The sequence below is a fragment of the Streptomyces enissocaesilis genome (genome assembly GCF_039533765.1).
In the GTDB taxonomy this organism is placed as follows: domain Bacteria; phylum Actinomycetota; class Actinomycetes; order Streptomycetales; family Streptomycetaceae; genus Streptomyces; species Streptomyces enissocaesilis.
Genome location: NZ_BAAAUD010000013.1, coordinates 15,922 through 38,509 on the forward strand (window position 1 = coordinate 15,922; position 22,588 = coordinate 38,509).

Here is a 22,588-nt window from a genome sequence, read left to right on the forward strand (position 1 = left end):
CAGGGCATGGCGAGGAAGGAACGCGCAGACAACGCGGACACTGCGAACCCCGGGCGACTCAAGCAGATTGCCCTGACCTACAAGATGACCCGTCGGGCCGACTCGAAGGTGGGTCTTGTCGTCGCGGCTGTGGGCATCGTCACCTTCGGTGTCTTCCTCGCGATCGGCTTCTTGATCGATCACCCGGTCTACCTGGGCATCCTCGGCTTCCTGCTGGCTTTCCTCGCGATGGCGATCGTCTTCGGGCGCAGGGCCGAGCGAGCGGCGTTCGGGCAGATGGAGGGGCAGCCGGGCGCTGCGGCCTCCGTACTGCAGAACGTCGGCCGGGGCTGGTCGACGACTCCGGCGGTGGCGATGAACCGCAGCCAGGACGTCGTGCACCGGGCGGTCGGCAAGGCCGGCATCGTCCTGGTCGCCGAGGGCAACCCGAACCGGCTCAAGGGTCTGCTGGCGGCCGAGAAGAAGAAGATGGCGCGGATCGTGGTGGACGTACCGGTCCACGACATCATCGTCGGCAACGGCGAGGGTCAGGTGCCGCTGAAGAAGCTGCGCACCACGATGCTCAAGCTGCCGCGCGTCCTGACCGGCCCCCAGGTGACGAAGGCCAACGACCGGCTGCGCGCGATGGGCGACCTGATGTCGAACATGCCGCTGCCCAAGGGGCCCATGCCCAAGGGGATGCGCATGCCGCGCGGCGGAAAGATGCGCTGAGCGCCTTCCGCTCCCGTACGACGCCAGAAGCAACAGGACATACGGACATACGCCGAAGGGCGGCCCGGAACCGAGAGGTTCCGGGCCGCCCTTCCCTCGTCCGCCCCTACGGGCCTACGGGCCTACGGGTACATCAGAGCCGGACCTGGACGGCGCGCGCGAGGCGGTCGTGCAGGCCCCGGCCGTCGCGGTCCCAGACCAGGGCCGGGATCGCCAGGCACAGGAGCACGCTGCGGACGAACGTCCGGCCGAAACCGAGACGGTCCCCGTTCTCGGCGACGACGCGCAGGCCGAAGAGGCGCTTCCCGGGGGTGGAGCCGATCGTGCCGACGGTGAGCACGCTCAGGACGAGCAGCACGCCCAGCGCCCAGTTGCCCGACGCCTGCGCGTCACCGCCGGTGAGCAACCCGTATGCGATCAGCATGCAGAGCGCCCAGTCGACGAAGAGGGCGCCGAAGCGCCGGCCGAGCGGGGCGACGGCGCCCGGCCCGTGCTCCGGCAGTCCGAGCCGCTCGCCGCGGTACCCGGTGTCGGCACCCATCTGCTTCACGGCTTCGCCCGGCCCGGAGAGCCACGATCCAATTGCTTGCCTGTTGTCCACCCGTCCACGGTACTGCGCCCGCTTTCGTACCCTGGAGGCCGGGGCGGTCCGGAGCCGGTCCGGTTAACTTGGGCGAAACAAATGGGTCATGCTTGAGAAATCCGGTCTGCCTATGGTCGGGTCCAGCGTGTGCCACCGCACTGGCCGCACGGAGAGCTGCAACCCCATCCCCACCGGGTGGGAGTAGGAGGAGTTGGATGTTCCAGAACGCCGACGAAGCGAAGAAGTTTCTCGCCGAGAATGACGTCAAGTTCGTCGACGTCCGGTTCTGCGACCTGCCCGGAGTGATGCAGCACTTCACGATCCCGGCTGCGGCGTTCGACCCGACCGAGGAGCTGGCCTTCGACGGATCGTCGATCCGCGGTTTCCAGGCCATCCACGAGTCCGACATGGCACTCCGCGCGGACCTGTCGACGGCGCGCATCGACCCGTTCCGCAAGGACAAGACGGTCAACATCAACTTCTTCATCCACGACCCGATCACGGGCGAGCAGTACAGCCGTGACCCGCGGAACGTGGCGAAGAAGGCCGAGGCGTACCTCGCCTCCACCGGCATCGCCGACACGGCGTACTTCGGCCCCGAGGCCGAGTTCTACGTGTTCGACAACGTCCGCTTCCAGACCTCCGCGAACGAGTCCTTCTACCACATCGACTCCGAGGCCGGCGCCTGGAACACCGGTGCGGTCGAGAACAACCGCGGCTACAAGGTCCGCTACAAGGGCGGCTACTTCCCCACCCCGCCGGTCGACCACTTCGCCGACCTGCGCGCCGAGATCTCCCTGGAACTGGACAAGAACGGCCTCCAGGTCGAGCGCCAGCACCACGAGGTCGGCACGGCCGGCCAGGCCGAGATCAACTACAAGTTCAACACGCTGCTCGCCGCGGCCGACGACCTGATGCTCTTCAAGTACATCGTGAAGAACGTCGCCTGGCGCAACGGCAAGACCGCGACCTTCATGCCGAAGCCGATCTTCGGTGACAACGGCTCGGGCATGCACGTCCACCAGTCGCTGTGGTCCGGCGGCAACCCGCTCTTCTACGACGAGCAGGGTTACGCGGGCCTCTCGGACATGGCGCGGTACTACATCGGCGGCATCCTCAAGCACGCCCCGTCGCTCCTGGCCTTCACCAACCCGACGGTGAACTCCTACCACCGCCTGGTGCCCGGCTTCGAGGCCCCGGTGAACATGGTCTACTCGCAGCGCAACCGCTCGGCGGCCATGCGCATCCCGATCACGGGCTCGAACCCGAAGGCCAAGCGCGTCGAGTTCCGCGCCCCGGACCCGTCCTCGAACCCGTACCTCGCCTTCTCCGCGCTGCTGATGGCGGGCCTGGACGGCGTGAAGAACAAGATCGAGCCGGCCGAGCCGATCGACAAGGACCTGTACGAGCTGGCTCCCGAGGAGCACGCGAACGTCCAGCAGGTCCCGACCTCGCTCCCGGCCGTCCTCGACGCGCTGGAGGCGGACCACGACTACCTGCTGGCCGGCGGTGTCTTCACCCCCGACCTGATCGAGACGTGGATCGACTACAAGCGCGTGAACGAGATCGCCCCGATCCAGCTCCGCCCGCACCCGCACGAGTTCGAGCTGTACTTCGACCTCTAAAGATCACGAGATCATGCCCCGAGGGCCGTCACCCCCGCGTCGCGCGGGGGTGACGGCCCTCGGCCGTTCCCGGGTCAGCGGCCGTAGCGGATCAGGGCGCGCACCATCCGGCAGGTCGTGTCCGACGGCGGGCGGATCCCGACGAACTCCGCCATGGTGCGTATCTTGTCGTTGGACGCCTGCGCCGGGTGGTACACACCCGTGTCGAGCAGCGCGATGGCGAGGCGCATCGCCTTGAGACGGCGGTTGTGGGTCTCGTACCACGCGCGCGGCCGCCCGGCCGGCAGTGGGGTCTTCGACAGGGCTTGCGGAGCGATCGGAAGCAGTGCGGCTGCGGCCATGGGCGTCCTCCTGGGGGCGCTCGGGAACCCTCTCTGACTCCCTCGATTTTACTGTCCGGCACTGACAATCGGCCCTGGCCAGACCTTGTTCGGCGAGTGCTGGAAGATACGGTTGGGGCCATGGAGATCTGGATCAATCCCGCCTGCTCGAAATGCCGCGGCGCGGTGCGGCTGCTGGACGAGGAGGGGGCGCAGTACACGGTGCGCCGCTACCTCGAGGACGTACCGACGCGGGACGAGATCCGTGCGGTACTGGAGCGGCTCGGGCTGGAGCCGTGGGACATCACGCGCACGCAGGAGGCCGCGGCGAAGGAGCTGGGGCTCGGGGAGTGGGCGCGGGACGCCGGTTCGCGGGACCGGTGGATCGCGGCGCTCTCGGAGCATCCGAAGCTGATCCAGCGGCCGATCATCACGGCCGAGGACGGTACGGCCGTGGTGGCCCGTACGGACGAGGCGGTACGGGACGCCATGTCGCGGCGGTGAGGTCCCGGGCCGGCGTACGGGCACGGGACCTCACCGCCGGCCGGGTCAGGAGACGCGTTCGTCCTCGCCCGCGATCTTCGCCGTCGCCAGTGCGATGCGGTTCCAGGTGTTGATCGTGAGGATCAGGGCCAGGAGCTGGGCCAGTTCCCTGTCGTCGAAGTGGGCGGACGCCCGTGCGTACACGTCGTCCGGCAGCCCGCCGTCCGCGATCAGCGTCACCGCGTCCGTGAGGGCCAGGGCGGCCTGCTCCTTCGCGGTGAAGAAGTGCGCGGCCTCCTTCCACACCGCGACCATGTGCAGCCGCTCCTCGCTCTCGCCCGCCTTGCGCGCGTCGGAGGTGTGCATGTGCAGGCAGTACGCGCAGTGGTTGAGGTGCGAGGAGCGGATCTGCACCAGCTCCACGAGCGCCGGGTCGAGGCCCTCGCGGGCGGCGGCGTCGAGACCGATCACCGCTCTGAACGCCTTGGGTGCCGTCTTGGCGAAGTTGAGACGGGTGGAGGGAGGGGCTGAGGGGGCGGAAGGGTTCTGGTTGATCTCTGCCGTCGTCATGGATACGAATCTACGAGCGCAGGCGACCGGAGAAGGGGTGCATTCGAGTGGCGAGACCATGGGTCAATTCCGCGGAGGGGCTCGGCAGCGATCTGCACCTGGAGCTGGAGAAGGCGGGTGCCGGCAGCCGGCGTGCCGTGCTCATGCGGGCGCTGCGGGAAGCGGTGCGCGGCGGGCGGCTCGCTCCGGGGACGCGGCTGCCGCCGTACCGTTCCCTCGCCGCCGACCTCGGGCTCGCCCGCAATACCGTCGCCGACGCCTACGCCGAACTGGTGGCGGAGGGCTGGCTGACGGCCAGGCAGGGTTCCGGCACCCGGGTCGCGCAACGGGCGGAGCCGGTCGAGCCCGTGCGGCGGGCACGCACTCCGGCGCGGACCGCCCGCCCGGCGTACGACCTGGTCCAGGGGAGGCCGGACCCTTCCGTGTTCCCGCGCGGCGCCTGGCTCGCTTCGGCCCGCCGGGCGCTGACCGCCGCGCCCCACGACGCCTTCGGGCCCGGTGATCCGCAGGGCAGGGCGGAGCTGCGGCAGGCGCTCGCGGAGTATCTGGCGCGGGTGCGCGGGGTACGGGCGGACGCCGGGCGGATCGTGCTGTGCTCGGGGGCCGCGCACGCGCTGCGGCTGCTGGCGGAGGTGGTGGGCGGGACATGGGCGGTCGAGGAGTACGGGCTGCCGTTCCACCGCGCGCTGCTGGCCGACGAGGGGGTGCGTACCGTGCCGGTCGGGGTCGACGAGGGCGGGGCCAGGGTGGACGAGCTGGCCGGGCCGGGGGCGGTGCTGCTCACTCCCGCGCACCAGTTCCCGACGGGCGGGCCGCTGCGTCCGGAGCGGCGCGCGGCCGTCGTGGACTGGGCGCGGGCGACGGGCGGGCTGGTCCTGGAGGACGACTACGACGGTGAGTTCCGTTACGACCGGCAGCCGGTGGGCGCGGTGCAGGGCCTCGATCCGGACCACGTGGTGCTGATCGGGTCGGTCAGCAAGAGCCTCTCCCCCACCCTGCGGATCGGCTGGATGGTGCTGCCGGAACGGCTCGTGGACGACGTCGCGGCGGCGAAGGGCGAGCGCGAGCAGTGGTCGAGCGCGACGGAACAGCTGACGCTGGCGGACTTCGTCGCGTCGGGCGCGTACGACCGTCATGTGCGCAGGATGCGACAGCGTCACCGGCGCAGGCGCGACCGGCTGGTCGCGGTGCTGGCCGAGCGTGCGCCGCACGTGCGCGTGACGGGGATCGCGGCGGGGCTGCACGCCGTGCTCGAACTGCCGCCCGGCACCGAGCGGGCGGTGGTGAAGGCGGCGGCGTGGCAGGGGCTGGCGGTGGAGGGGCTTTCCGGCTACCGGCATCCGGGGAGCGGGTGCGGGGCGGGTGCGGAAGGCGGTTCCGGGGGCGGCGGGCGCGACGGGCTGGTCGTGGGCTACTCGACGCCGCCCGAGCACCTGTACGCGGGGGCGCTGGACGCGCTGTGCCGGGCGCTGCCGCCCGCCTGATACGCCCGGTACACCTGATACCTCTGACGCATCGGACCAGGAAGGCGCCGCTCAGCCCGCTGTGCCGGGCACCGCCCCGCCTCAGCGTCCCAGTCGCGCCTCCGCGTCGGCCAGGATCTCCGTGACGCGCAGTCCGAAGGCCGCGTCGCACGGATGCGCCTCTCCCGTCCGTACGGAGTGCAGCAGCGCGTCGACGGCCGCGCGGAAGGCCCCGGACGCACTGCCCCACGCAGGCAGTTCGGCCACGCCCGCCGTGCCCCGCAGTTCGACCGCCGCTCCCGCCGCGCCCGCCGGGGCGCTCAGGCTGAGCGTCACCGTGCTCGACGCGCCCGAGGTGTGGCGCAGTACGAGGTGGACGGTGTCTCCGGGGCCCGGTGCCGCGGTCACCGACGTGACGTCGCCGAGCACCGGCAGCAGTACGGACAGGGCGTGCGGCCCGACGTCCCACAGCGCGCCCTTCTCGCCCCGCCACGGCGAGGCTGCGTACGGGCTGTCCGCGCCGGGGGAGAACAGCGCGCCGAGCCACCGCGCGTGTGCGGTGAACCAGCCGCCCGCCGCGCCCTGTTCGGCGGTCCACCGCGCCGTTCCGGCCGCGAAGCGCAGGGTGAAGAACACCACCGACGACACGCCGGCCTTCTCCGTCGCCCCGGCGACCTCCCGCGCCCCCGCCACCGTCGTCGCGACCGGCTTGTCCAGCAGCACGTGGCATCCGGCGGCCGCGGCCCGTACCGCCAGCGGGGCCTGGACGTCGGGCGGCAGGGCGATCGCCACGGCGTCGCACGCGGCGAGGAGGGCGTCGACGTCGTCGTACGCCGTGGTGGCGTGGGCGGCGGCGAGCGCGGCGGCCGCCTCGGGCCTGCGGCCCCACACGCCCGCGAACACGACGCCGGGGTGCGCGGCGAGCGCGGGGCCGTGGGTGCCGGCCGCCCAGGGGCCGGTGCCGAGGAGCCCGACGCGCGGCTTGCTCAACGATTCGGTCATGCCCGCCAGTGTGCCCGCGGGGCCGGATCACGAACGGCAAGCACGTGTGATCCGCGCGGGAAACCTGGGTAACACGGGGTTCACAGTCGGGCAACGGACGGGAAATCAGCGCTTGCGAAGCTGCCCTCATCAGCCGCAGCCCCGCAGCAGCACACCGCAGCACCACAAAGGATGGCGTCCGTGACCTTCAAGGCCGAGTACATCTGGATCGACGGCACCGAGCCGACCGCCAAGCTCCGCTCGAAGACGAAGATAATGCCGGGCTCCGCCGCGGACGTCACCGAACTGCCCATCTGGGGTTTCGACGGATCCAGCACGAACCAGGCCGTGGGCCACGCGTCCGACCGCGTGCTGAGGCCGGTGTTCTCCTGCCCGGACCCGATCCGCGGCGGTGACGACATCCTCGTCATGTGCGAGGTCCTGAACATCGACATGACGCCGCACGAGTCCAACACGCGTGCGCTGCTGCGCCCGGTCGCCGAGCGGTTCGCCGACCAGGAGCCGATCTTCGGCATCGAGCAGGAGTACACCTTCTTCGACGGTGCGCGCCCGCTCGGCTTCCCGGTGGGCGGCTTCCCGGCCGCGCAGGGCGGCTACTACTGCGGTGTCGGCGCCGACGAGATCTTCGGCCGCGAGATCGTCGAGGCCCACCTCGACCACTGCCTGGCCGCCGGCCTGGGCATCTCCGGCATCAACGCCGAGGTCATGCCCGGCCAGTGGGAGTTCCAGGTCGGCCCGCTGGCGCCGCTGGAGGTCGCCGACCAGCTGTGGGTCGCCCGCTGGTTGCTGTACCGCACCGCCGAGGACTTCAACGTGTCCGCGACCCTCGACCCGAAGCCGGTCAAGGGCGACTGGAACGGCGCGGGCGCGCACACCAACTTCTCGACGAGGGCGATGCGCGAGGGGTACGACGCGATCATCACCGCGTGCGAGTCGCTGGGCGAGGGCTCGAAGCCGATGGACCACGTCAAGAACTACGGCGCGGGCATCGACGACCGGCTCACCGGTCTGCACGAGACCGCCCCGTGGAACGAGTACAGCTACGGCGTCTCCGACCGCGGCGCCTCGGTCCGTATCCCGTGGCAGGTCGGCCAGGACCGCAAGGGCTACATCGAGGACCGCCGTCCGAACGCCAACGTCGACCCGTACGTCGTGACGCGCCTGATCGTCGACACCTGCTGCACCGCGATGGAGAAGGCCGGCCAGGTCTGATCCCCGCTCCCGGCCTCCTGCCGAAGGGGGCGCCCGCCGATCCGGTGGGCGCCCCCTTTCGCGTGCCCCGGCCGGGTGTGCCGGAGGCGCCCCGTCGTACGGAGGCGGGGAACCCGTCGTAGGGCGGCGGGGGAAGGGGGCTGCTGGCGACGGCGGGCATCTGCTTCAATGGGGCGCATGACCGGCCACCAGGACACCGCGGCAGCGCGTCGCAGCGACCTCGAACCGTTCTGGCCTTCCCGTCAGCATCACGACTTCGACCGGGCGTGTTGCCGCGCGAGGAACGCGCGGGCCCTCTAAAGCCGTTCACACCGGTCTTCGGTCCGCGCGCAGTACGACGCAGTGACGACGCAGTACGTCCTCGACGACTCCTCCGCGCGAAAGAAGCTGACCTCTCATGGCCAACACCCGTACCTTCTCCGCCGCTTCCCAGCCCTCCGCCGTCATCGGCCGCCACCGGCTGCGGGCCGTCGACCGGGAGGAGGGGGCGCGTACCGGCGGGGCTCTCGACGTGGGTGGCTTCCTGCCGCCGGGCGCCACCTGGCTGCCCGCCCCCGAGCACGCGCTGCCCGCACTGCCGGGCCGGCCGCCGATGGTCGGCTACCTCGTGCTCGTACCGGCCGATCAGCAGCCCGCCGTCGCACCCGTCGCGGAAGAGGCGGAAGAGGCGGCGGGCGGGGCCCGGGGCCGCGGGCCCGTGCGGATCGACGGTGCCCGGCGCACCGCTGCCGTGGACGGGCGGACGCTGGATCTCACGTATCTCGAATTCGAGCTGCTCGCCCACCTGGTGGCGCATCCGCACCGGGTGCACACGCGCGACCAGCTGGTGTCCACGGTGTGGGGTTACGGGCATGTGGGCGACGGCAGGACCGTCGACGTCCACATCGCGCGGCTGCGCCGCAAGCTGGGCGCCGAGCACCGCGGCAGGATCCAGACGGTGCGGCGGGTGGGGTACAAGTTCACGCCCTGAGCAGTCCGGAGGGGCAAGGGGTACGGCGGTGGGGCCGCCCGCCCCGCGACAGCGGGTACGGGCAGCCCCGGGCCCTCAAGTCCCCGTACGGGCCGTACGGGCGCGGAAGCGGGCCACCGCGCCCAGCAGCAGGTCGACCGCCAGGAACGCCAGCAGGCTGATGCCCAGCAGCGGTACGAACCAGCCCACCAGCGCGGTGAGTGCCGCCAGCGGCAGCAGTGCCGTGACCGGCGCCTTCCGCCAGGCGCCGCGCGGTACCGGGCGGCCCCCGGACAGCCTGCGTTCCTTCGTCGGCCTGCGCAGCCACCACATCCGGTAGCCCCAGACGATGAGCAGGATCAGGGACGACGCGAGCGCGGCCAGGGCCAGTTGGTTGACCAGGCCGAGGAGGACGCCGGTGTGGGCGTCGATGCCGAACCGGGTGAGCTGGGCGAGCAGCGGGTAGTCGGCGAAGCGCAGTTCGTCGATGACCAGGCCGTCGGCGGGGTCGACGGCGACCGAGTCCAGGTGGACCGGGAACTGGGTGTCGGTCTCCTTGACGACGTAACCGCTGCCCTCGCTCGGCAGGATCACCGAGAGCTTCCCCCCGATCCCGGCCTGGCGGGCGGCCGCGAGCGCGTTGTCGATGCCGATGTCCGTGCCGGCCGTGCCCTCGGGGGAGCCGGCGCCGCCGTGGCCCCCGTGGCCTTCGTGTTCCCCGCCGCCGTCACCGCCGCCCCCGGCGAGCGCCGCGGAGACGACCGGGGTCGCGCCGCCGAGTTGGTCCTGTACGGCGCCGATGTTCTCGCCCGCGTAACGCGACCAGGTGAGGCCGGTCGCCGAGAGCAGGACGAGTCCGAGCACCGCCACCGTGCCGAGGGTTCCGTGCCGGGACAGCGTCCTGCGGCGGCCCTCCGCCCCGCGCTCGGGGACGACCAGGTCGCGCTTGGCCGCGCGCCTGCGGCCCAGCCACAGGAACAGGCCGCCCAGCGCGACCACCCACAGCCAGCTCGCGGCGAGTTCGCCGTAGTGACGGCCGAGGTCTCCGAGGTGCAGGTCGCGGTGGAGCCCGTCGAGCCAGGTACGCAACGGCAGGGCGCCGGAGGAGCCGTAACTGGTCAGCTCGCCCCGTACTTCCGCGGTGTACGGATCGACGAAGACGGCGAGCGACTTGCCCTCCTCGACCTCGGGTGTCGTCATCAGCACCCTGGTGGTCGCGCCGTCCTCGGCGGAGGGCCAGACGGCGGTCACCGTGCCCTTGGGGTGGGCGGCGCGGGCGGCGGCGAGCTGGTCGCCGAGCGGCAGTGGGCGTTCGCCGACCGCGGTTTCCAGCTCGTGGCTGTAGAGGAACTTCTCCGCCTGGAAGGAGAGCGCGTAGAGGAGTCCGCTGGTGGCGGCGATCAGCAGGAGCGGGGCTATCAGCAGGCCCGCGTAGAAGTGGACGCGCAGGACGAGGGGGCGCAGGGCGCTCCAGGTGGTTCCGCGTTCACCGGCGGCGGGCGCCGGACCGGCTTCCGTGTCCGCTTGCGCTTCCTGTGCGGGTTGTACGGGATCGTCAATGGCCATGACTGTCCTCGGAGTTGTCGACGGGTGACCTGGGTCACGGGGCATGGGAACGGCCCCCCGGTCACGCGGTCGGACAGCGGTCGGACAGCGGTCAGACGGCGGGAGGTGCGGGGGCCGTGGCGCGGGTGCTCCGGCCCCGTGGCGGTCCGCGCCGCGACAGCGTGTGCGCGAGGACGACTCCGTGGCCGCGGCGGCGGGTGGGGCGGGGTCCCCGGGGACGTACCGGCTCCGGCAGTCCGGGGGCCCGTACGACGGCCAGCAGCAGCCGCAGCGGGGTGAAGGCCGACGCGTCGACGGCGCGCGCGAGCCGGAAGAAGGCCGCCTCGCCGCGCGCCAGCCACAGACCGCAGACGAGGGCCGCGGCGAGATGGGCGGCGGTCATCGCCAGCGAGGAGGAGCCCTGGGCGGGGGCGGAGGCCGCGGCCGCCATGGCTTCGGGGTCCATGACCTGCTGGTGCGTGACGGACATCCGGTGGTGACCGCCGCCCGCCCCCTGCGCCGTACCGAGGACGAGGTGCAGTACGCCCTGTACGGCGAGGAGGCCGCCGCCGACGGCGAAGACCCCGCGCCGCCTGTGACCCGCGGCCCAGGCGAACCCGCCCGTCACCGCGAAGGCCGCGAGCAGGCCCGGAACCGGAACTCCGTGCCCGGACATGGAGGAATGACCCACAGCCGCCGCGATGACGCACACCGCCGCGAAGAGTGCGGCTCGCAGTGCGCGCAGGGGCGACCGGGCGTCCGTCATGATCCGCACATGCTGCCACTCCGGGAGCCCCCGTGGGGGCATGGGTGCAGGACACAACGGTGCGGCGAGGAGGGGCCGGGGGTGGTGGCAGGTACACCCCCGGCCCGGGTGCGGAACCCCATGAGACCTCGGAGACCGCCTCAGGCAGGACTGTGCGCAGGCCCGGCGTACGGGCCGCCGAGGAGAGGGCTGAACAGCATGGTGACTCCATCCGCGGCTGGAGTCACGGGTTTCCTGCGCCGGTGGCCAAGCCTCCGCGCAGAGGACCGGCCCGGCCCTGTGCTCGACGTTCAAGGCGCCTACTACGTCGGCGTTTTCGACGAACCCGCACCTGGCGCCCTTGGACTTCGCTCGGGTGACACGGTTCCCCCTGTCACCGAGCGGACGATCGCCAAGCACACGTCGAACATCTCCGGCAAGCTCGGCCTGCCGGTGTCGGACGACGACAACCGGCGGGTGCCGGCCGTACTGGCGTATCTGGCCCGGGGCGGAAACGGGCGCGGGACCGGGACCAGGAGCGGGACCGGGACCGGGCGCGTCGGCGGAAGCCGAGGGCGGCCAGGACCCGGACCAGCCGGCCGCGTCCAGTCGCAGACCGCCGCCCCCGGGCGTCATGGCCCGCAGGTCCGCCTCCAGTGCGTCCACCCGCTGCACACCGGGGGCCCCGCCCCCTCGGGCGCGCAGTGGACGAACAGCTCACGCCGTTCGCCTGGAAGGAATGACGGAGCGGGAGGATGGCCTCATGACCTTCATCGAGGAAGCTATTCCGGTCCTGCACGTCAAAGACGCGGAGGCGGCGGTCGCCTGGTACGTCCGCCTCGGCTTCGAGAAACAGTGGGAGCACCGCTACGAGCCGGGCTTCCCCGCCTTCGTGGAAGTGGCACGCGGCCCCGTACGGCTGTTCCTGTCGGAGCACCAGAGGGACGCGCTCCCCGACACGCTGGTGTACCTGCGGGTGCGTGACGTGGACGCGGTCGCCGCGGAGTTCGGCGTAACGGCGCAGGACCAGCCATGGGCGCGCGAGGTCGAGCTGCGGGACCCCGACGGCAACCGGCTCCGGGTGGGGACGCCGTCCGACTGAGGCCCGGCCCCCGCCGGCCCCCGCCCGGGGCCGGCGGGGGCCGGTGTCCGGGGGCCGGTGTCCGGTAAGAGGTCACGGTCGCCCACGTTCTCCTGGACGAAGACCTGGAGGCGCGGGAACAGGGTGCGCTGCCGGCTCTCCCCCCCCCTCCTCTCCCCCGCATCCGTCCTGCCGTGTCGCACACCCGCGCGACCCGGCGCCTCGCGTCGCCCCGTACGCGGCATCCGCCCCGCTTTGCGAATGAAGACATCTGCGTACGCGAAAGGGGTTTGAACGGAATGCGGTGAGGGCCCGTATGGGAAGGGAGCGCTTCTCCCCTGCCGGGACCCCCCTTACCTTCACCCGGCGACGAAGCAGAGGAGTTCCATGCGACGCGCATCAAGAAAACGTTCCACACTGACGAACCGGGCGATCGCCGCATCGGCCGCTCTGATCCTGGGCGGGGGTGGACTGCTCGCGGTCAATGTCTCCGCATCCGCGGGAGAGGACGGGTCCGGGCCGTCCGGTCCCGGACCGGGTCAGTCCGGCCGGATTCAGAGTGCCGGTCAGCAGTTGTCGACCATCGACTGCCCGGAGGTGGCGAACGACCTGTCCGAGGTACCCGATTCCGCGCGCCGGGAAGTCGATCGGGAGCTCGCGGCTCTCGATTCCCAGATCACGGACGCGTACAAGCGATTCGCCGATTCCAAGGAGCAGATCGCCCGGGACCCGGACCTTGCCGAAAACGCCATTCTCCGGCCGTTGAAGGAGAAGCGGCTGGCTTCCGTCGGCCGGATCGCCACCGCCGTCGACCGTACGGCCGAACGCCCCCAGGGACTCGAAAACCTCGCGCCCTGCACACTGCGCGCCGGCGACGACGCGGGGAACGGCGGGGACGGGCAGGGAGACGACGGCCAGGGCAGTGACCAAGGCGGTGACCAGGGCGGCCAGGACGACACCGAAACCGGCAACGGCGTCGGCAACGGCGGGCAGGCCGGCAACGGCCCCAGCGCCTCCGACTTCGTCGACATCCAGTCCGTCCAGCCGAACGTCCAGCAGCCGCGCAAGCGGCGCGGTGCCTCCCGCGGCGAGTTCACCACCGACTGCGGGCGGAACGAGAACGGGACGTTCAATCCGGACAACGTCATTGTCGCGCCGGGTGTGAGCAATGGCGCCCACCACATGCACGACTACGTCGGCAACCAGGCCAATGACGCCTTCGCGAGCGACGACGACCTGGCCCGCGGTGCCACCACCTGCCGGAATCAGGGCGACAGGTCGACGTACTACTGGCCCGTCCTGCGCCTCCAGAACGGCCAGAACGAGAACGACGCCAATGCCGACGGCGGAGGCAAGGACAGCAATGTCGGAGAGATCCAGACACCCACGCAGGTCTCGCTGAAATTCGTCGGAAGTCCCGTCGGCAAGGTCACCGCGATGCCGCGCTTCCTGCGCATCATCACCGGCGACGCCAAGGCGTTCACCAATGGTGACGCCAACGCCAATGCCTCCTGGAGCTGCACCGGATTCGAGGACCGTCAGCTCAAGGACAAATACCCGGTCTGCCCGGAAGGCAGCCAGGTCGTCCGCACCTTCGCGTTCCAGAGCTGCTGGGACGGAAAGAACACCGACAGCGCCAATCACCGTACCCATGTCGCATTCGCGGAAGAAAACGGTGGCTGTCCCGACGGATTCCGTGCCATCCCGCAGCTGGTGCAGCGGATCGTGTACGACGTCCCGCCGGGCCCCGGGTTCGCGGTCGACTCGTTCCCCGAGCAGCTCCACAAGCCGGTCACCGACCACGGGGACTTCATCAACGTCTTCGACAGCCGGCTGATGAAGAAGGTGGTGTCCTGCGTGAACGAAGGCCGCAAGTGCGCGTAGTGCGCACAGCACGCACAGCACGCAAGGACAGTGGCCGGGCGGGCCCGGTGTGAGCCGCCCGGCCACTGAAGAGATCACCCCCGAGAACCTGCGCGGTCAGCTCCCGTGGTGACCGGAGTGCTCCTCCTCGTTCCCCCCACCGCCGCTCTCCCCCGAGTGGTGCGAGGAAGTCTCCACCGTCCCCCCGAGCCGGCCGCGCAGCGCTGTGACCACCTCCCGGTCGCCCACCGCGACCCACTTCCTGCCGACCAGGTACGCACCCCCGTAGTCCTTCGCCTCATTGATCCACTCGCGCTGCCCCCGGTCGGTCGCGAAGGTGGCCAGCACATAGCGGCCGTCGCCGGTCTCGCAGTTCGCCTGGCGCAGCTCCGCCGCGTCCGTCCGGACGTCCGGCTCGCACTCCGCCCGCGCCGCGAGCTGTTCGAGGCTGCCCTTCGCCGTGTCCGGCACCGGCTTCCCGTCCCCGTCCCCGTCCGCACCACAGCCCGTGGCGAACACGGCCAGGGCGGCCAGAGCGGCCAGGGCGGCCGGAACAACCGGATCCGATGCGGAAGTTGCTGTACGTCGGCCTTGGTAGCGCATCCGCCCATCGTGCCGCGTTGGGCCACACGGTGGGGCGGATACGAACACATCGCATGCCCCGTTGCTGCGCTCCCACGCCGTCATTAACGTGCGCTCCGTACGCGCCTGTCGTCCCACCGGAGGAGCGCCCCGATGCCCGACCACCGTCTGACACGACGCACGCTGCTGGGCACCGCCGGAGCGATCGGCGTCGCCGCCGCGGTCGGCGGCCCCGCCCCGGCCGTGGCCGCGGGCAGTCCCGAGGCCGCCGCCACTCCCGGCCCCGCCACCACTCCCGACCCCGCCGCCCCCGCGCGCGCCGCCCTGGAACGGCTGCTGCCCGACCACGCCGGGCAGTTCCGCCTCAGCTCCCTCACGACGGGCGACGGCCGCCCCGAGCGCTTCCGCGTCGACGGCGCCACCGGCCGCGTCGAGGTCGCGGGCACCGGCCCCGCCGCCCTGCTCACCGGCGTCCACTGGTACCTCAAGTACGTCTGCGGGGCGCACATCTCCTGGTCGGGCACCCAGCTCGACCTCCCCCGGCGGCTTCCCGCGCCCCGCGAGCCCCTGGAGCGGTCGGCCACCGTCCCGCACCGCTTCGCGTTCAACGACACCCACGACGGCTACACCGCGCCGTACGCCGACTGGTCCCGCTGGGAGCGGATGATCGACGTACTCGCGCTGCACGGCTGCAACGAAGTGCTCGTCACGACCGGTCAGGAGGCCGTCTACCACCGCCTCCTCCAGGACTTCGGCTACTCCGACGCCGAAGCCCGCGCCTGGCTGCCCGCCCCCTCCCACCAGCCGTGGTGGCTCCTGCAGAACATGAGCGCGTACGGCGGCCCGCTCTCCCCCGAACTCATCGCGCGACGCGCCGGCCTGGGCCGCCGCATCACCGACCGCATGCGCGAGCTCGGCATGGAGCCGGTCCTCCCCGGTTACTTCGGCACCGTCCCCGACGGTTTCGACGCCCGCAACCCCGGCGCCCGCACCGTCCCGCAGGGCGACTGGGCGGGCCTGCGCCGCCCCGACTGGCTCGACCCGCGCACCGACGCCTTCCGCGAGGTGGCCGCCTCCTTCTACCACCACCAGCACGAACTCCTGGGCCCGGTACGGCACTTCAAGATGGACCTCCTCCACGAGGGCGGCTCGGCGGGCGACGTGCCCGTCCCCGAGGCGGCCCGCGCGGTCGAGACGGCCCTCCAGGACGCCCGCCCCGGCGCCACCTGGGTGATCCTCGGCTGGCAGGCGAACCCGCGCCGCGACCTGCTCGACGCGCTCGACAAGAGACACCTCCTGGTCGTGGACGGCCTCTCCGACCTGGACACCGTCACCGACCGCGAGAAGGACTGGGGCGGCGCGCCGTACGCCTTCGGCACCATCCCCAACTTCGGCGGCCGCACGACGATCGGCGCCAAGACCCACCTGTGGACCGAGCGCTTCACCGTCTGGCGCGACCGGCCCGGCTCCGCCCTCGTCGGCACCGCCTACATGCCGGAGGCCGCCGAGCGCGACCCGGCCGCGCTGGAGCTGTTCTCCGAGCTGGCGTGGCGCAGGGAGGCGGTGGACCGCGAGGAGTGGTTCGAGGGGTACGCCGATCTGCGCTACGGCGGCCGGGACGCGGACGCCCGCACCGCCTTCGCCGCGCTGCGCGAGACGGCGTACCGCATCACCAGCCGCGACGGCCGCCCGCACGATTCCGTCTTCGCCTCCCGTCCGAGCCTGTCCGCCGCCTCCGGTACGCACTACGCCACCCACACGCCCGCCTTCGACCCGGCGGACTTCGACAAGGCGTTCGGCGCGCTGCTCGGCGTACGCGAACCGCTGCGCCGCTCGGACGCGTACCGCTACGACCTCACCGACCTGGGCCGCCAGGCCCTCGCCAACCGCTCCTGGCAGCTGCTCCCGCAGCTCAAGGCGGCGTACGCGCGAAAGGACCTGCCCGCCTTCCGCGCGCTGTCCACCCTCTGGCTCAAGCTGATGCGGCTGAGCGAGGACATGGCCGGCTCGCACCGCGCGTTCCTGCTCGGACCGTGGATCGAGGACGCGAAGCGCCTGGCGTCCTCGCCCGCCGAGGCCGAGCGGCTGGAGCACACCGCACGCGTCCTCGTCACCACCTGGGCCGACCGGCCCACCGCGGACGGCGGCCGCCTCGCCAACTACGCCAACCGCGACTGGCAGGGGCTCATCGGCGACTTCCACCTCCCGCAGTGGCAGGCGTACCTGGAGGAGCTGGAGGACGCGCTCGCGGCGGACCGCGCGCCCAGGTCCTTCGACTGGTACGCCGTCGAGGAGCCGTGGACGCGTGAGCGCACGGCCTATCCGCTGCGTGCGCCGAACGATCCGTACCGCACGGCCCGGCGCGTCCACGACGTGCTCGCCCGCGCGCCCTACCAGGGCGCGGTCACCGTCACCGCCGAGCCCGCCGCCTTCCCGCCCGGCGGCTCGGCGCTGGTCACCGCCGCCTTCCGCAACGTCAACGGACTGCGGGCGACCGGCCGCGTCGACTTCGCGCTCGACTTCGCGCCCGGCGGCGTGGAGGCGGAGCCCGTGGGCCCGGTGACGCTGGCGTCCGTTCCGGCGGCGGGCAGGGGGAGCGCCTCCTGGCGCGTGAAGGCCCCCGCCGGGCCGCTGACCGGCCCGCTCGAACCGATGCCGTACGAACTGGGCACGGCGTACGGCCCGCAGGGCGAGGACCGGGTCACCGCCGTCCAGGAGGGCAGCCTGTACGTCGCCGGGCCGTTGGCCGGGGGCTGGCGGACGTACACGAACAGCGGCGCGGTCTTCGGGCAGCTGGAGGACCAGGACCGGTACGCGATCAACGGGGCGGGCCAGGACCTCTGGAAGGCGACCACGGAGTTCGGCGCGCTGTACCGGCAGGGGGCGCTGCGGGACGGCGGCGGCATCACCGTGCGGGTGGACGCGCAGGAGGAGACGGGCGCGTGGGCGCGCGCCGGCATCGTCGTCCGCAACAGCCTGGACACACCGGGGTCGCGGGGCTTCCTCAACCTCGCGGTCACCCCGGCGAACGGTGTGGTGCTGTCGTACGACACGAACGGCGACGGCACGGTGGACACCTACCGACGCGTCACCGGCGTCGAGGCACCGGTGCTGCTGCGGCTCTCGCGGACGGGCGGGGCGTTCACGGGGGCCTGCTCGACGGACGGCGGGACGACGTGGCGGACGGTCGCGACGGTGCCGGTGGCGGGGGCGGCGGGGGCTCAGGACGCGGGGATGTTCATGAGCGCGACGCACGGGGGGAGCGGGGCGCGGGGCACGGTGGAGTTCAGCGGGTGGCGGGTGTCCTGACGGTGCGGAGCGGGCGCGCGGGTACGGGGGCGGGACAGGGACCGGGACCGGGCCGGGGCAGGACGAGGACCGGACACGTGCCGGTGCGGCGCCCGACGAGGTGACCATCGGACGATTCGCTCGTTTTGCTGAACGTGCGCCCACAGGATGTCATCACTCCCCCTGCCCCCGACCCCATCGATGTCGAGCAGGCCGAGGCCGCGCTCGTCGAACACTATCCGCGGCTCGTGCGGCTGGCGTACCTCGTGCTGCCGCCGCGCCTCGGCCGCAACCGCCGTGTCCTGACCGCCCATTCGCTCGTGCAGCGCTCGCTGCCGCGCAGCCGCACCCCGGGCGTGTCCGGCCTTCCGCTGCCGCGCCGCGAGGGCGCCCGCCCCGACCCGGGGTACGCGTACGTGCGGCAGCGGGTGCTGCGCCAGGCCCTGGAGGCCGGGCTGCCGCTGCGCCGCAGGGCCTGGCCCAGGCGGGCCCAGCTGCCGCCGCTGCTGCCGCAGGTGTGGGGGCTCCGGCTGTTCCCGCGCTCCGGCGGTGCCGACGAACTCGCCCTGGACCAGCGGCTCTCGGCGCTCAGCGGTCCCGGCCGGGCCGCGTACGTACTGCGCGGCCTGGAGCACCTGCGGGACGCGGAGGTGGTGCAGGCGCTCGCCGCCGCCGGGGCCGCCGACCCGGACGCGGCACTGGCCGAGGCGGACGGCCTCGCGGCGGGTACCGGAGTCGCGGGCGGCGCGCGTGCGGAGGAGCTGCTGAGGTCCGCCGAGTTCGACCCGTGCTCCCTCCAGGCCAGGCCCACCGACCTGATGCGGCGCAGGCAGCACACGAAGGCCGCGCTCGCCGCGACCGCCGCCGTCGTGGTCTGCGGGACACTGCTCGGGCTGCCGGGCGAGGGCTGGGGCCCCGACGGCGCGGCCGCGCCCCCGTACGCCCGCAACCCGGCTGCCGAGCGGGCCCTCGACCCGGCGAAGACGGTCCGGGTCGGCCCCGCGGTGTGGAAGCGGTCCTCCCGTACCGACTTCTCCGTCTGGCCGTCCCGCGGCGACCTCACCGACGACAACGCCCTGCTGCGCCGCGCCCTCGCCGTCTGGGCCAGGCCGGGCCCGTCCGTGCGGACCTCCGCGACGCCCGCCACACCGGTGGGCCCGCCGACGGGTTCGCCGCAGCTGCTCTTCGCGGGCGACGTCGACCAGACCAGGGTGGTGCTGCTGTACGACGGTCTGCGCGTCGTGCGGTACGCCGAGCCGCGGAGCGGCACGGCGGGCGCGGCGCTCGACTTCGCGCGCGTGGACGGCGCGGACGCGGCCGCGGCGAACGCGCTGGTGGTGGGCCGCACCGACGGCAACGTCCGCTATCTGACGGCCCCCTGGGTGCGCAAGGCGTCCGTACGGGACCTGCTCGACCCGACCGGGGCGCCGGCGCCCCTGGGCCGCACCCGGGACGGTGTGACGGACCCGCTCGCGAGCCCCGCGCAGGCCCGCGACTGCCGTTCCTGGGACGCGCTCGAACTGCGCGACGACGTGGGTCCCCGGCTGATGACCGACCTCGGCGAACTCGCCCCGGCCCGGCTGACCTCGGGCCCGCCGTCCGCGCCGCGCGACGTGACGGGCGCGCGCGAACGGGCGCGCTGGGCCCGTACCGCCTGCCTGCTGCCCGCGGTGCGTTCGCACGGCGTGCGCAGCGTGAACTCGTGGGCGTACGCCGAGCAACCCCTGCCCGAGGACAACGGCACCGCCCAGTGGCTCTGCACCCGCGCGGAGACGTGGCGGGGCCCGGGCAGCAGGGTGCTCGCGCAGTTCCAGGCGCCGTCCGCGAAGAAGGGGGCGCCGGGCGCGATCGTCGCGCGCGCCGAGCACTCGCCCGCGTGCGGGGTGCGTGAGCCGCAGGTGCTGGCGGGTGTGCTGTGGAAGTCGCGGGGCGGCAACTGGTACGTGCTCGCGGCCGGCAGCGAGCAGTTCACCTCGGTCACCACCTCGGGCGGGGTGGAGGGCACCGCGCAGGGCAACCTCCTCGCCGTACGGGCGGAGGCGGGCGCGCAGGCGGACCTGGACGGGCAGGTGGAGAGCGGCGCCCGGGTGGGGGCCCTGCGCTGAGGACTGCGCCGAGCCGGTCCCGGCCCCGGCCCTGATCCCGGCCCCGGCCCCGGGATTCCCGGCGGGCGACGACGGTTACGCTGCTCGCATGACGACCGGGGTGCGCCGAAGAATGGGCGTCGAGGAACGCAGACAGCAGCTGATCAGCGTCGCACTGGAGCTGTTCAGCCGTCGCTCGCCCGAGGACGTGTCCATCGACGAGATAGCGGCCGCCGCCGGCATCTCGCGGCCGCTCGTCTACCACTACTTCCCCGGCAAGCAGAACCTGTACGAGGCCGCGCTGCGCCGGGCGGCCGACGAGCTCGCCGCCCGGTTCACCGAACCGCGCGAGGGCCCGCTCGGCGCACGGCTGTTGCGGGTCATGGGGCGCTTCTTCGACTTCGTCGACGACCACGGGCCGGGGTTCTCCGCGCTGATGCGGGGCGGGCCCGCGGCCGGTTGGTCGACGGCGAACGCCATGATCGACGAGGTGCGCCAGGCGGCGTACGAACAGATCCTCGCGCACCTCGGGGTCACCGACCCGCCGGCGAGGCTGGCGATGGTCGTGCGGTCGTGGGTGTCGCTCGCCGAGTCGACGGCGCTGATCTGGCTGGACGGGCGGCGGATCCCGCGCGCCGAGCTGGAGTTGCAGCTGGTGCACGACTTGGCGGCGCTGGCCGCCGTGAGCGCGGCGTACGACGAGGAGATGGCGCGGATCGTGCTGCGCGTCCTCGCACTGGAGCCGGCCGACGGGCCCTTCGGCGATCTGCTCGCGCGGCTGGGCTCCCTGGCGCAGGCGTCGAAGAGCGCGCCCGGTCAGCGCCCGCCGTCGCCGTAGTGGACGGTGACGTCCTTGAAGCCGAGTGAGTGCAGCAGGCCCTGGAGCATGCTGGTGGTGTTCTTCTCGGCGCGCGCGGTCAGTTCGCTCTCCTCGGCGGCCTCCCCGATGTGCCGGGCGGCGAGACGGTTGACGGCCCGCTCGTCGGCCGGGTTGTCGGAGAAGAAGTCCCCGAGCCGGTCGAGCAGACCGCGCTCCTTGGACACGGCGTACGAACGGTCCGCGTCCAGCGCGGGCTTGCCGAGCCGCGCGTGCGGCAGCCGCAGGGTGGCGGCGGTGCGGTCCTCGTTCACGGTGACCTGCCCCTCCCCCACCTCGCCGAGGTCGACGTACGCGCCGACGGTGCCCGCGCCGACGTACAGCGTGCGGGTGCCGCGCAGCGCGTCGGGGAGGAACCTGGCGTCCTTCTCCAGGTCGACGACGACCTGGAAGTTGCCGGTCGCCGCCTCGTAACGGCTCATGTCCTGGACGGACTTCAGGAGCGCCGGGCCCGAGCGGTCGTGGGTCTCCTCCCCGAAGACGTCGTCGAGGCCCGGCAGCAGACTGAGCCTGCTGCCGGCGAACAGCAGCGCCACCACGACCGCGAGCACGCCCGCGACCTTGGCCCAGCCGGGCAGGCCGGTGCGGCGCGGGGGCTTGCCGGGCCGCCGCTGTGCGGCGTCGGTGAGAGTCATACGGTACGGATTCCCCCGTACCCCTTGGTCACTCAGCGCTTGACGTACGACGCCTCGAGGTCCCGTACTTCGGCGGACAGGTGCGGCTCCGCCGTGCCGTCGACGGGCCGGACGTACTGGGCGACGAGGTCGAGGGCGGCGGCCGAGAGCTTCGCCTTCACCTCGGGGGTACGGCCGGGCAGGAGGGCGATGCCTATGTGCACGAGGGCGTTGCCGGTGGCCTCTTCGGCGACCACGGTGTCGTCGGTGCGGCGAAAGCGCGTCTTGCAGGCGGCGAGCCGGGTGTCGACGATGTCGGCGACGAGCGGGTGGAGGGCGAGCGCGAAGCTGCGGCGGTCGAAGGTGTCCGCCAGGGAGTCGGAGTAGTCGACGGTGATCTGCGGCATGGCACACACTCCAGGTGGGGGCGCTCAGGTGCTGTCCCGGCCACCTTTACGGTGATCGGCATGACGACACAAGTGCGCTTCCGGATGGCGGACGCCGGGGCCGGCGCCGACCTCGTCCGTCTCGTCGGCCTCTACGACGGGGCCGCCCGCTGGATGCGGAGCCGGGGCATCGAGCAGTGGCAGCCGGGCGGGAAGGACGAGGAACACTTCCGGCTGCGGATCGGGGAAGGGGAGGTGTGGCTGGCCGAGGCGGGCGGGGCGACGGTCGGGGCGTTCGAACTGTGGTGGGACGACGAGCCCGCCTGGGGGGCCCGGCCGCCGGTCGCCGGGTACGTGCACCGCCTGATGAACGACCTCACGGCCGCGCCCCCGGGCTCGGCCGTGTGATGCTCGCCCGGGCGGAGCGGCGGATCGCGGAGGCCGGACGGGAACTGGCCCGGCTGGACTGCCTGACGTCGAATCCGCGGCTGCGGACGTACTACGAGGCGGCGGGTTACCGGGTGGTGGGCGAGCAGCCGGCCAAGGCCGGCGGGCGTGGCGGAGCTTCTTACGGGGTGACTCTGCTGGAGCGGCGGCTCTGACTC

At 72.7% G+C, this 22,588-nt stretch carries 20 protein-coding genes and 2 pseudogenes; 13 read left to right on the plus strand and 9 right to left on the minus strand.

Going from position 1 to position 22,588, the window contains the following annotated elements:
* The first annotated feature begins 6 nt into the window (after window positions 1-6).
* Window positions 7-711 (plus strand): DUF4191 domain-containing protein, encoded by a 705-nt coding sequence (locus tag ABD374_RS05375; protein WP_344491479.1) that lies wholly within the window; start codon window positions 7-9, stop codon window positions 709-711.
* Window positions 712-844: 133 nt separating this feature from the next.
* On the opposite strand, the gene ABD374_RS05380 is transcribed toward ABD374_RS05375, so the two are convergent.
* On the minus strand, window positions 845-1,312 hold the full coding sequence (locus ABD374_RS05380; protein WP_344491482.1) for an RDD family protein: 468 nt from the start codon (window positions 1,310-1,312) through the stop codon (window positions 845-847).
* A 197-nt stretch (window positions 1,313-1,509) separates the two neighbouring features.
* On the opposite strand from ABD374_RS05380, the gene glnA reads away from it, so the two are divergent.
* On the plus strand, window positions 1,510-2,919 hold the full coding sequence (glnA, locus tag ABD374_RS05385; RefSeq protein WP_344491485.1) for a type I glutamate--ammonia ligase: 1,410 nt from the start codon (window positions 1,510-1,512) through the stop codon (window positions 2,917-2,919).
* 74 nt (window positions 2,920-2,993) lie between these two features.
* Here glnA and ABD374_RS05390 read toward each other — a convergent pair whose 3' ends face one another.
* Window positions 2,994-3,260 carry a hypothetical protein gene (locus ABD374_RS05390; RefSeq protein ID WP_344491488.1) on the minus strand — a complete coding sequence of 89 codons (267 nt, stop codon included), beginning with the start codon at window positions 3,258-3,260 and terminating at the stop codon, window positions 2,994-2,996.
* 120 nt (window positions 3,261-3,380) lie between these two features.
* Here ABD374_RS05390 and ABD374_RS05395 point away from each other — a divergent pair, with 120 nt between their 5' ends.
* Window positions 3,381-3,743 carry an arsenate reductase family protein gene (locus ABD374_RS05395; RefSeq protein WP_344491491.1) on the plus strand — a complete coding sequence of 121 codons (363 nt, stop codon included), beginning with the start codon at window positions 3,381-3,383 and terminating at the stop codon, window positions 3,741-3,743.
* 45 nt (window positions 3,744-3,788) lie between these two features.
* Here the strand turns inward: ABD374_RS05395 and ABD374_RS05400 are convergent, their stop codons facing one another.
* Window positions 3,789-4,292, minus strand: a complete 504-nt coding sequence (locus tag ABD374_RS05400; RefSeq protein WP_344491495.1) for a carboxymuconolactone decarboxylase family protein — start codon at window positions 4,290-4,292, stop codon at window positions 3,789-3,791.
* 47 nt (window positions 4,293-4,339) lie between these two features.
* Here ABD374_RS05400 and pdxR point away from each other — a divergent pair, with 47 nt between their 5' ends.
* On the plus strand, window positions 4,340-5,776 hold the full coding sequence (pdxR, locus tag ABD374_RS05405) for a MocR-like pyridoxine biosynthesis transcription factor PdxR (protein ID WP_344491498.1): 1,437 nt from the start codon (window positions 4,340-4,342) through the stop codon (window positions 5,774-5,776).
* Between the two features lie 81 nt (window positions 5,777-5,857).
* Here the strand turns inward: pdxR and ABD374_RS05410 are convergent, their stop codons facing one another.
* Window positions 5,858-6,757, minus strand: coding sequence for a Gfo/Idh/MocA family protein (locus ABD374_RS05410; RefSeq protein WP_344491503.1), 900 nt, complete (start codon window positions 6,755-6,757; stop codon window positions 5,858-5,860).
* A gap of 180 nt (window positions 6,758-6,937) precedes the next feature.
* Between ABD374_RS05410 and glnII the strand changes: the two genes are divergently transcribed.
* Entirely contained in the window at window positions 6,938-7,969 is a 1,032-nt protein-coding gene (gene glnII / locus ABD374_RS05415) for a glutamine synthetase (protein ID WP_344491506.1), read from the plus strand.
* A gap of 397 nt (window positions 7,970-8,366) precedes the next feature.
* On the plus strand, window positions 8,367-8,939 hold the full coding sequence (locus tag ABD374_RS05420) for a winged helix-turn-helix domain-containing protein (RefSeq protein WP_344491509.1): 573 nt from the start codon (window positions 8,367-8,369) through the stop codon (window positions 8,937-8,939).
* Window positions 8,940-9,014: 75 nt separating this feature from the next.
* Here the strand turns inward: ABD374_RS05420 and ABD374_RS05425 are convergent, their stop codons facing one another.
* Both ABD374_RS05425 and ABD374_RS05430 read right to left on the minus strand, forming a co-directional pair.
* On the minus strand, window positions 9,015-10,484 hold the full coding sequence (locus ABD374_RS05425; RefSeq protein WP_344491512.1) for a PepSY-associated TM helix domain-containing protein: 1,470 nt from the start codon (window positions 10,482-10,484) through the stop codon (window positions 9,015-9,017).
* 91 nt (window positions 10,485-10,575) lie between these two features.
* Window positions 10,576-11,229: a hypothetical protein gene (locus ABD374_RS05430; protein WP_344491515.1), complete on the minus strand. Its 654-nt coding sequence runs from the start codon at window positions 11,227-11,229 to the stop codon at window positions 10,576-10,578.
* A gap of 372 nt (window positions 11,230-11,601) precedes the next feature.
* Between ABD374_RS05430 and ABD374_RS05435 the strand changes: the two are divergent.
* The 3 genes and pseudogenes from ABD374_RS05435 to ABD374_RS05445 all read left to right on the plus strand — a co-directional run.
* A pseudogene (locus tag ABD374_RS05435) lies at window positions 11,602-11,718 on the plus strand (DNA-binding response regulator); the annotation flags it as partial.
* A gap of 253 nt (window positions 11,719-11,971) precedes the next feature.
* Window positions 11,972-12,310 (plus strand): glyoxalase superfamily protein, encoded by a 339-nt coding sequence (locus ABD374_RS05440; protein ID WP_344491518.1) that lies wholly within the window; start codon window positions 11,972-11,974, stop codon window positions 12,308-12,310.
* A 366-nt stretch (window positions 12,311-12,676) separates the two neighbouring features.
* Window positions 12,677-14,173, plus strand: a complete 1,497-nt coding sequence (locus ABD374_RS05445; RefSeq protein ID WP_344491521.1) for a DUF1996 domain-containing protein — start codon at window positions 12,677-12,679, stop codon at window positions 14,171-14,173.
* Window positions 14,174-14,269: 96 nt separating this feature from the next.
* Here ABD374_RS05445 and ABD374_RS05450 read toward each other — a convergent pair whose 3' ends face one another.
* Window positions 14,270-14,755 carry a hypothetical protein gene (locus ABD374_RS05450; protein ID WP_344491523.1) on the minus strand — a complete coding sequence of 162 codons (486 nt, stop codon included), beginning with the start codon at window positions 14,753-14,755 and terminating at the stop codon, window positions 14,270-14,272.
* Between the two features lie 132 nt (window positions 14,756-14,887).
* On the opposite strand from ABD374_RS05450, the gene ABD374_RS05455 reads away from it, so the two are divergent.
* From ABD374_RS05455 to ABD374_RS05465, 3 genes are all read left to right on the plus strand, one after another.
* Entirely contained in the window at window positions 14,888-18,043 is a 3,156-nt protein-coding gene (locus ABD374_RS05455) for an alpha-N-acetylglucosaminidase (protein WP_344491526.1), read from the plus strand.
* Between the two features lie 134 nt (window positions 18,044-18,177).
* Window positions 18,178-20,127 carry a hypothetical protein gene (locus ABD374_RS05460; protein ID WP_344491529.1) on the plus strand — a complete coding sequence of 650 codons (1,950 nt, stop codon included), beginning with the start codon at window positions 18,178-18,180 and terminating at the stop codon, window positions 20,125-20,127.
* An 88-nt stretch (window positions 20,128-20,215) separates the two neighbouring features.
* A complete protein-coding gene (locus tag ABD374_RS05465) occupies window positions 20,216-20,944 on the plus strand; it encodes a TetR/AcrR family transcriptional regulator (protein WP_344491532.1) in 729 nt (242 codons plus the stop codon).
* Here ABD374_RS05465 and ABD374_RS05470 read toward each other — a convergent pair.
* Complete coding sequence (locus ABD374_RS05470; protein ID WP_344491535.1) at window positions 20,923-21,618, minus strand: DUF4230 domain-containing protein; 696 nt, start codon at window positions 21,616-21,618, stop codon at window positions 20,923-20,925. The two genes, ABD374_RS05465 and ABD374_RS05470, sit on opposite strands and share 22 nt — an antisense overlap.
* 32 nt (window positions 21,619-21,650) lie before the next feature.
* Window positions 21,651-22,004, minus strand: coding sequence for a 5-carboxymethyl-2-hydroxymuconate Delta-isomerase (locus ABD374_RS05475; protein ID WP_344491538.1), 354 nt, complete (start codon window positions 22,002-22,004; stop codon window positions 21,651-21,653).
* Window positions 22,005-22,064: 60 nt separating this feature from the next.
* Between ABD374_RS05475 and ABD374_RS05480 the strand changes: the two are divergent.
* Window positions 22,065-22,585: pseudogene (locus tag ABD374_RS05480) on the plus strand (GNAT family N-acetyltransferase).
* Window positions 22,586-22,588: the final 3 nt, after the last annotated feature.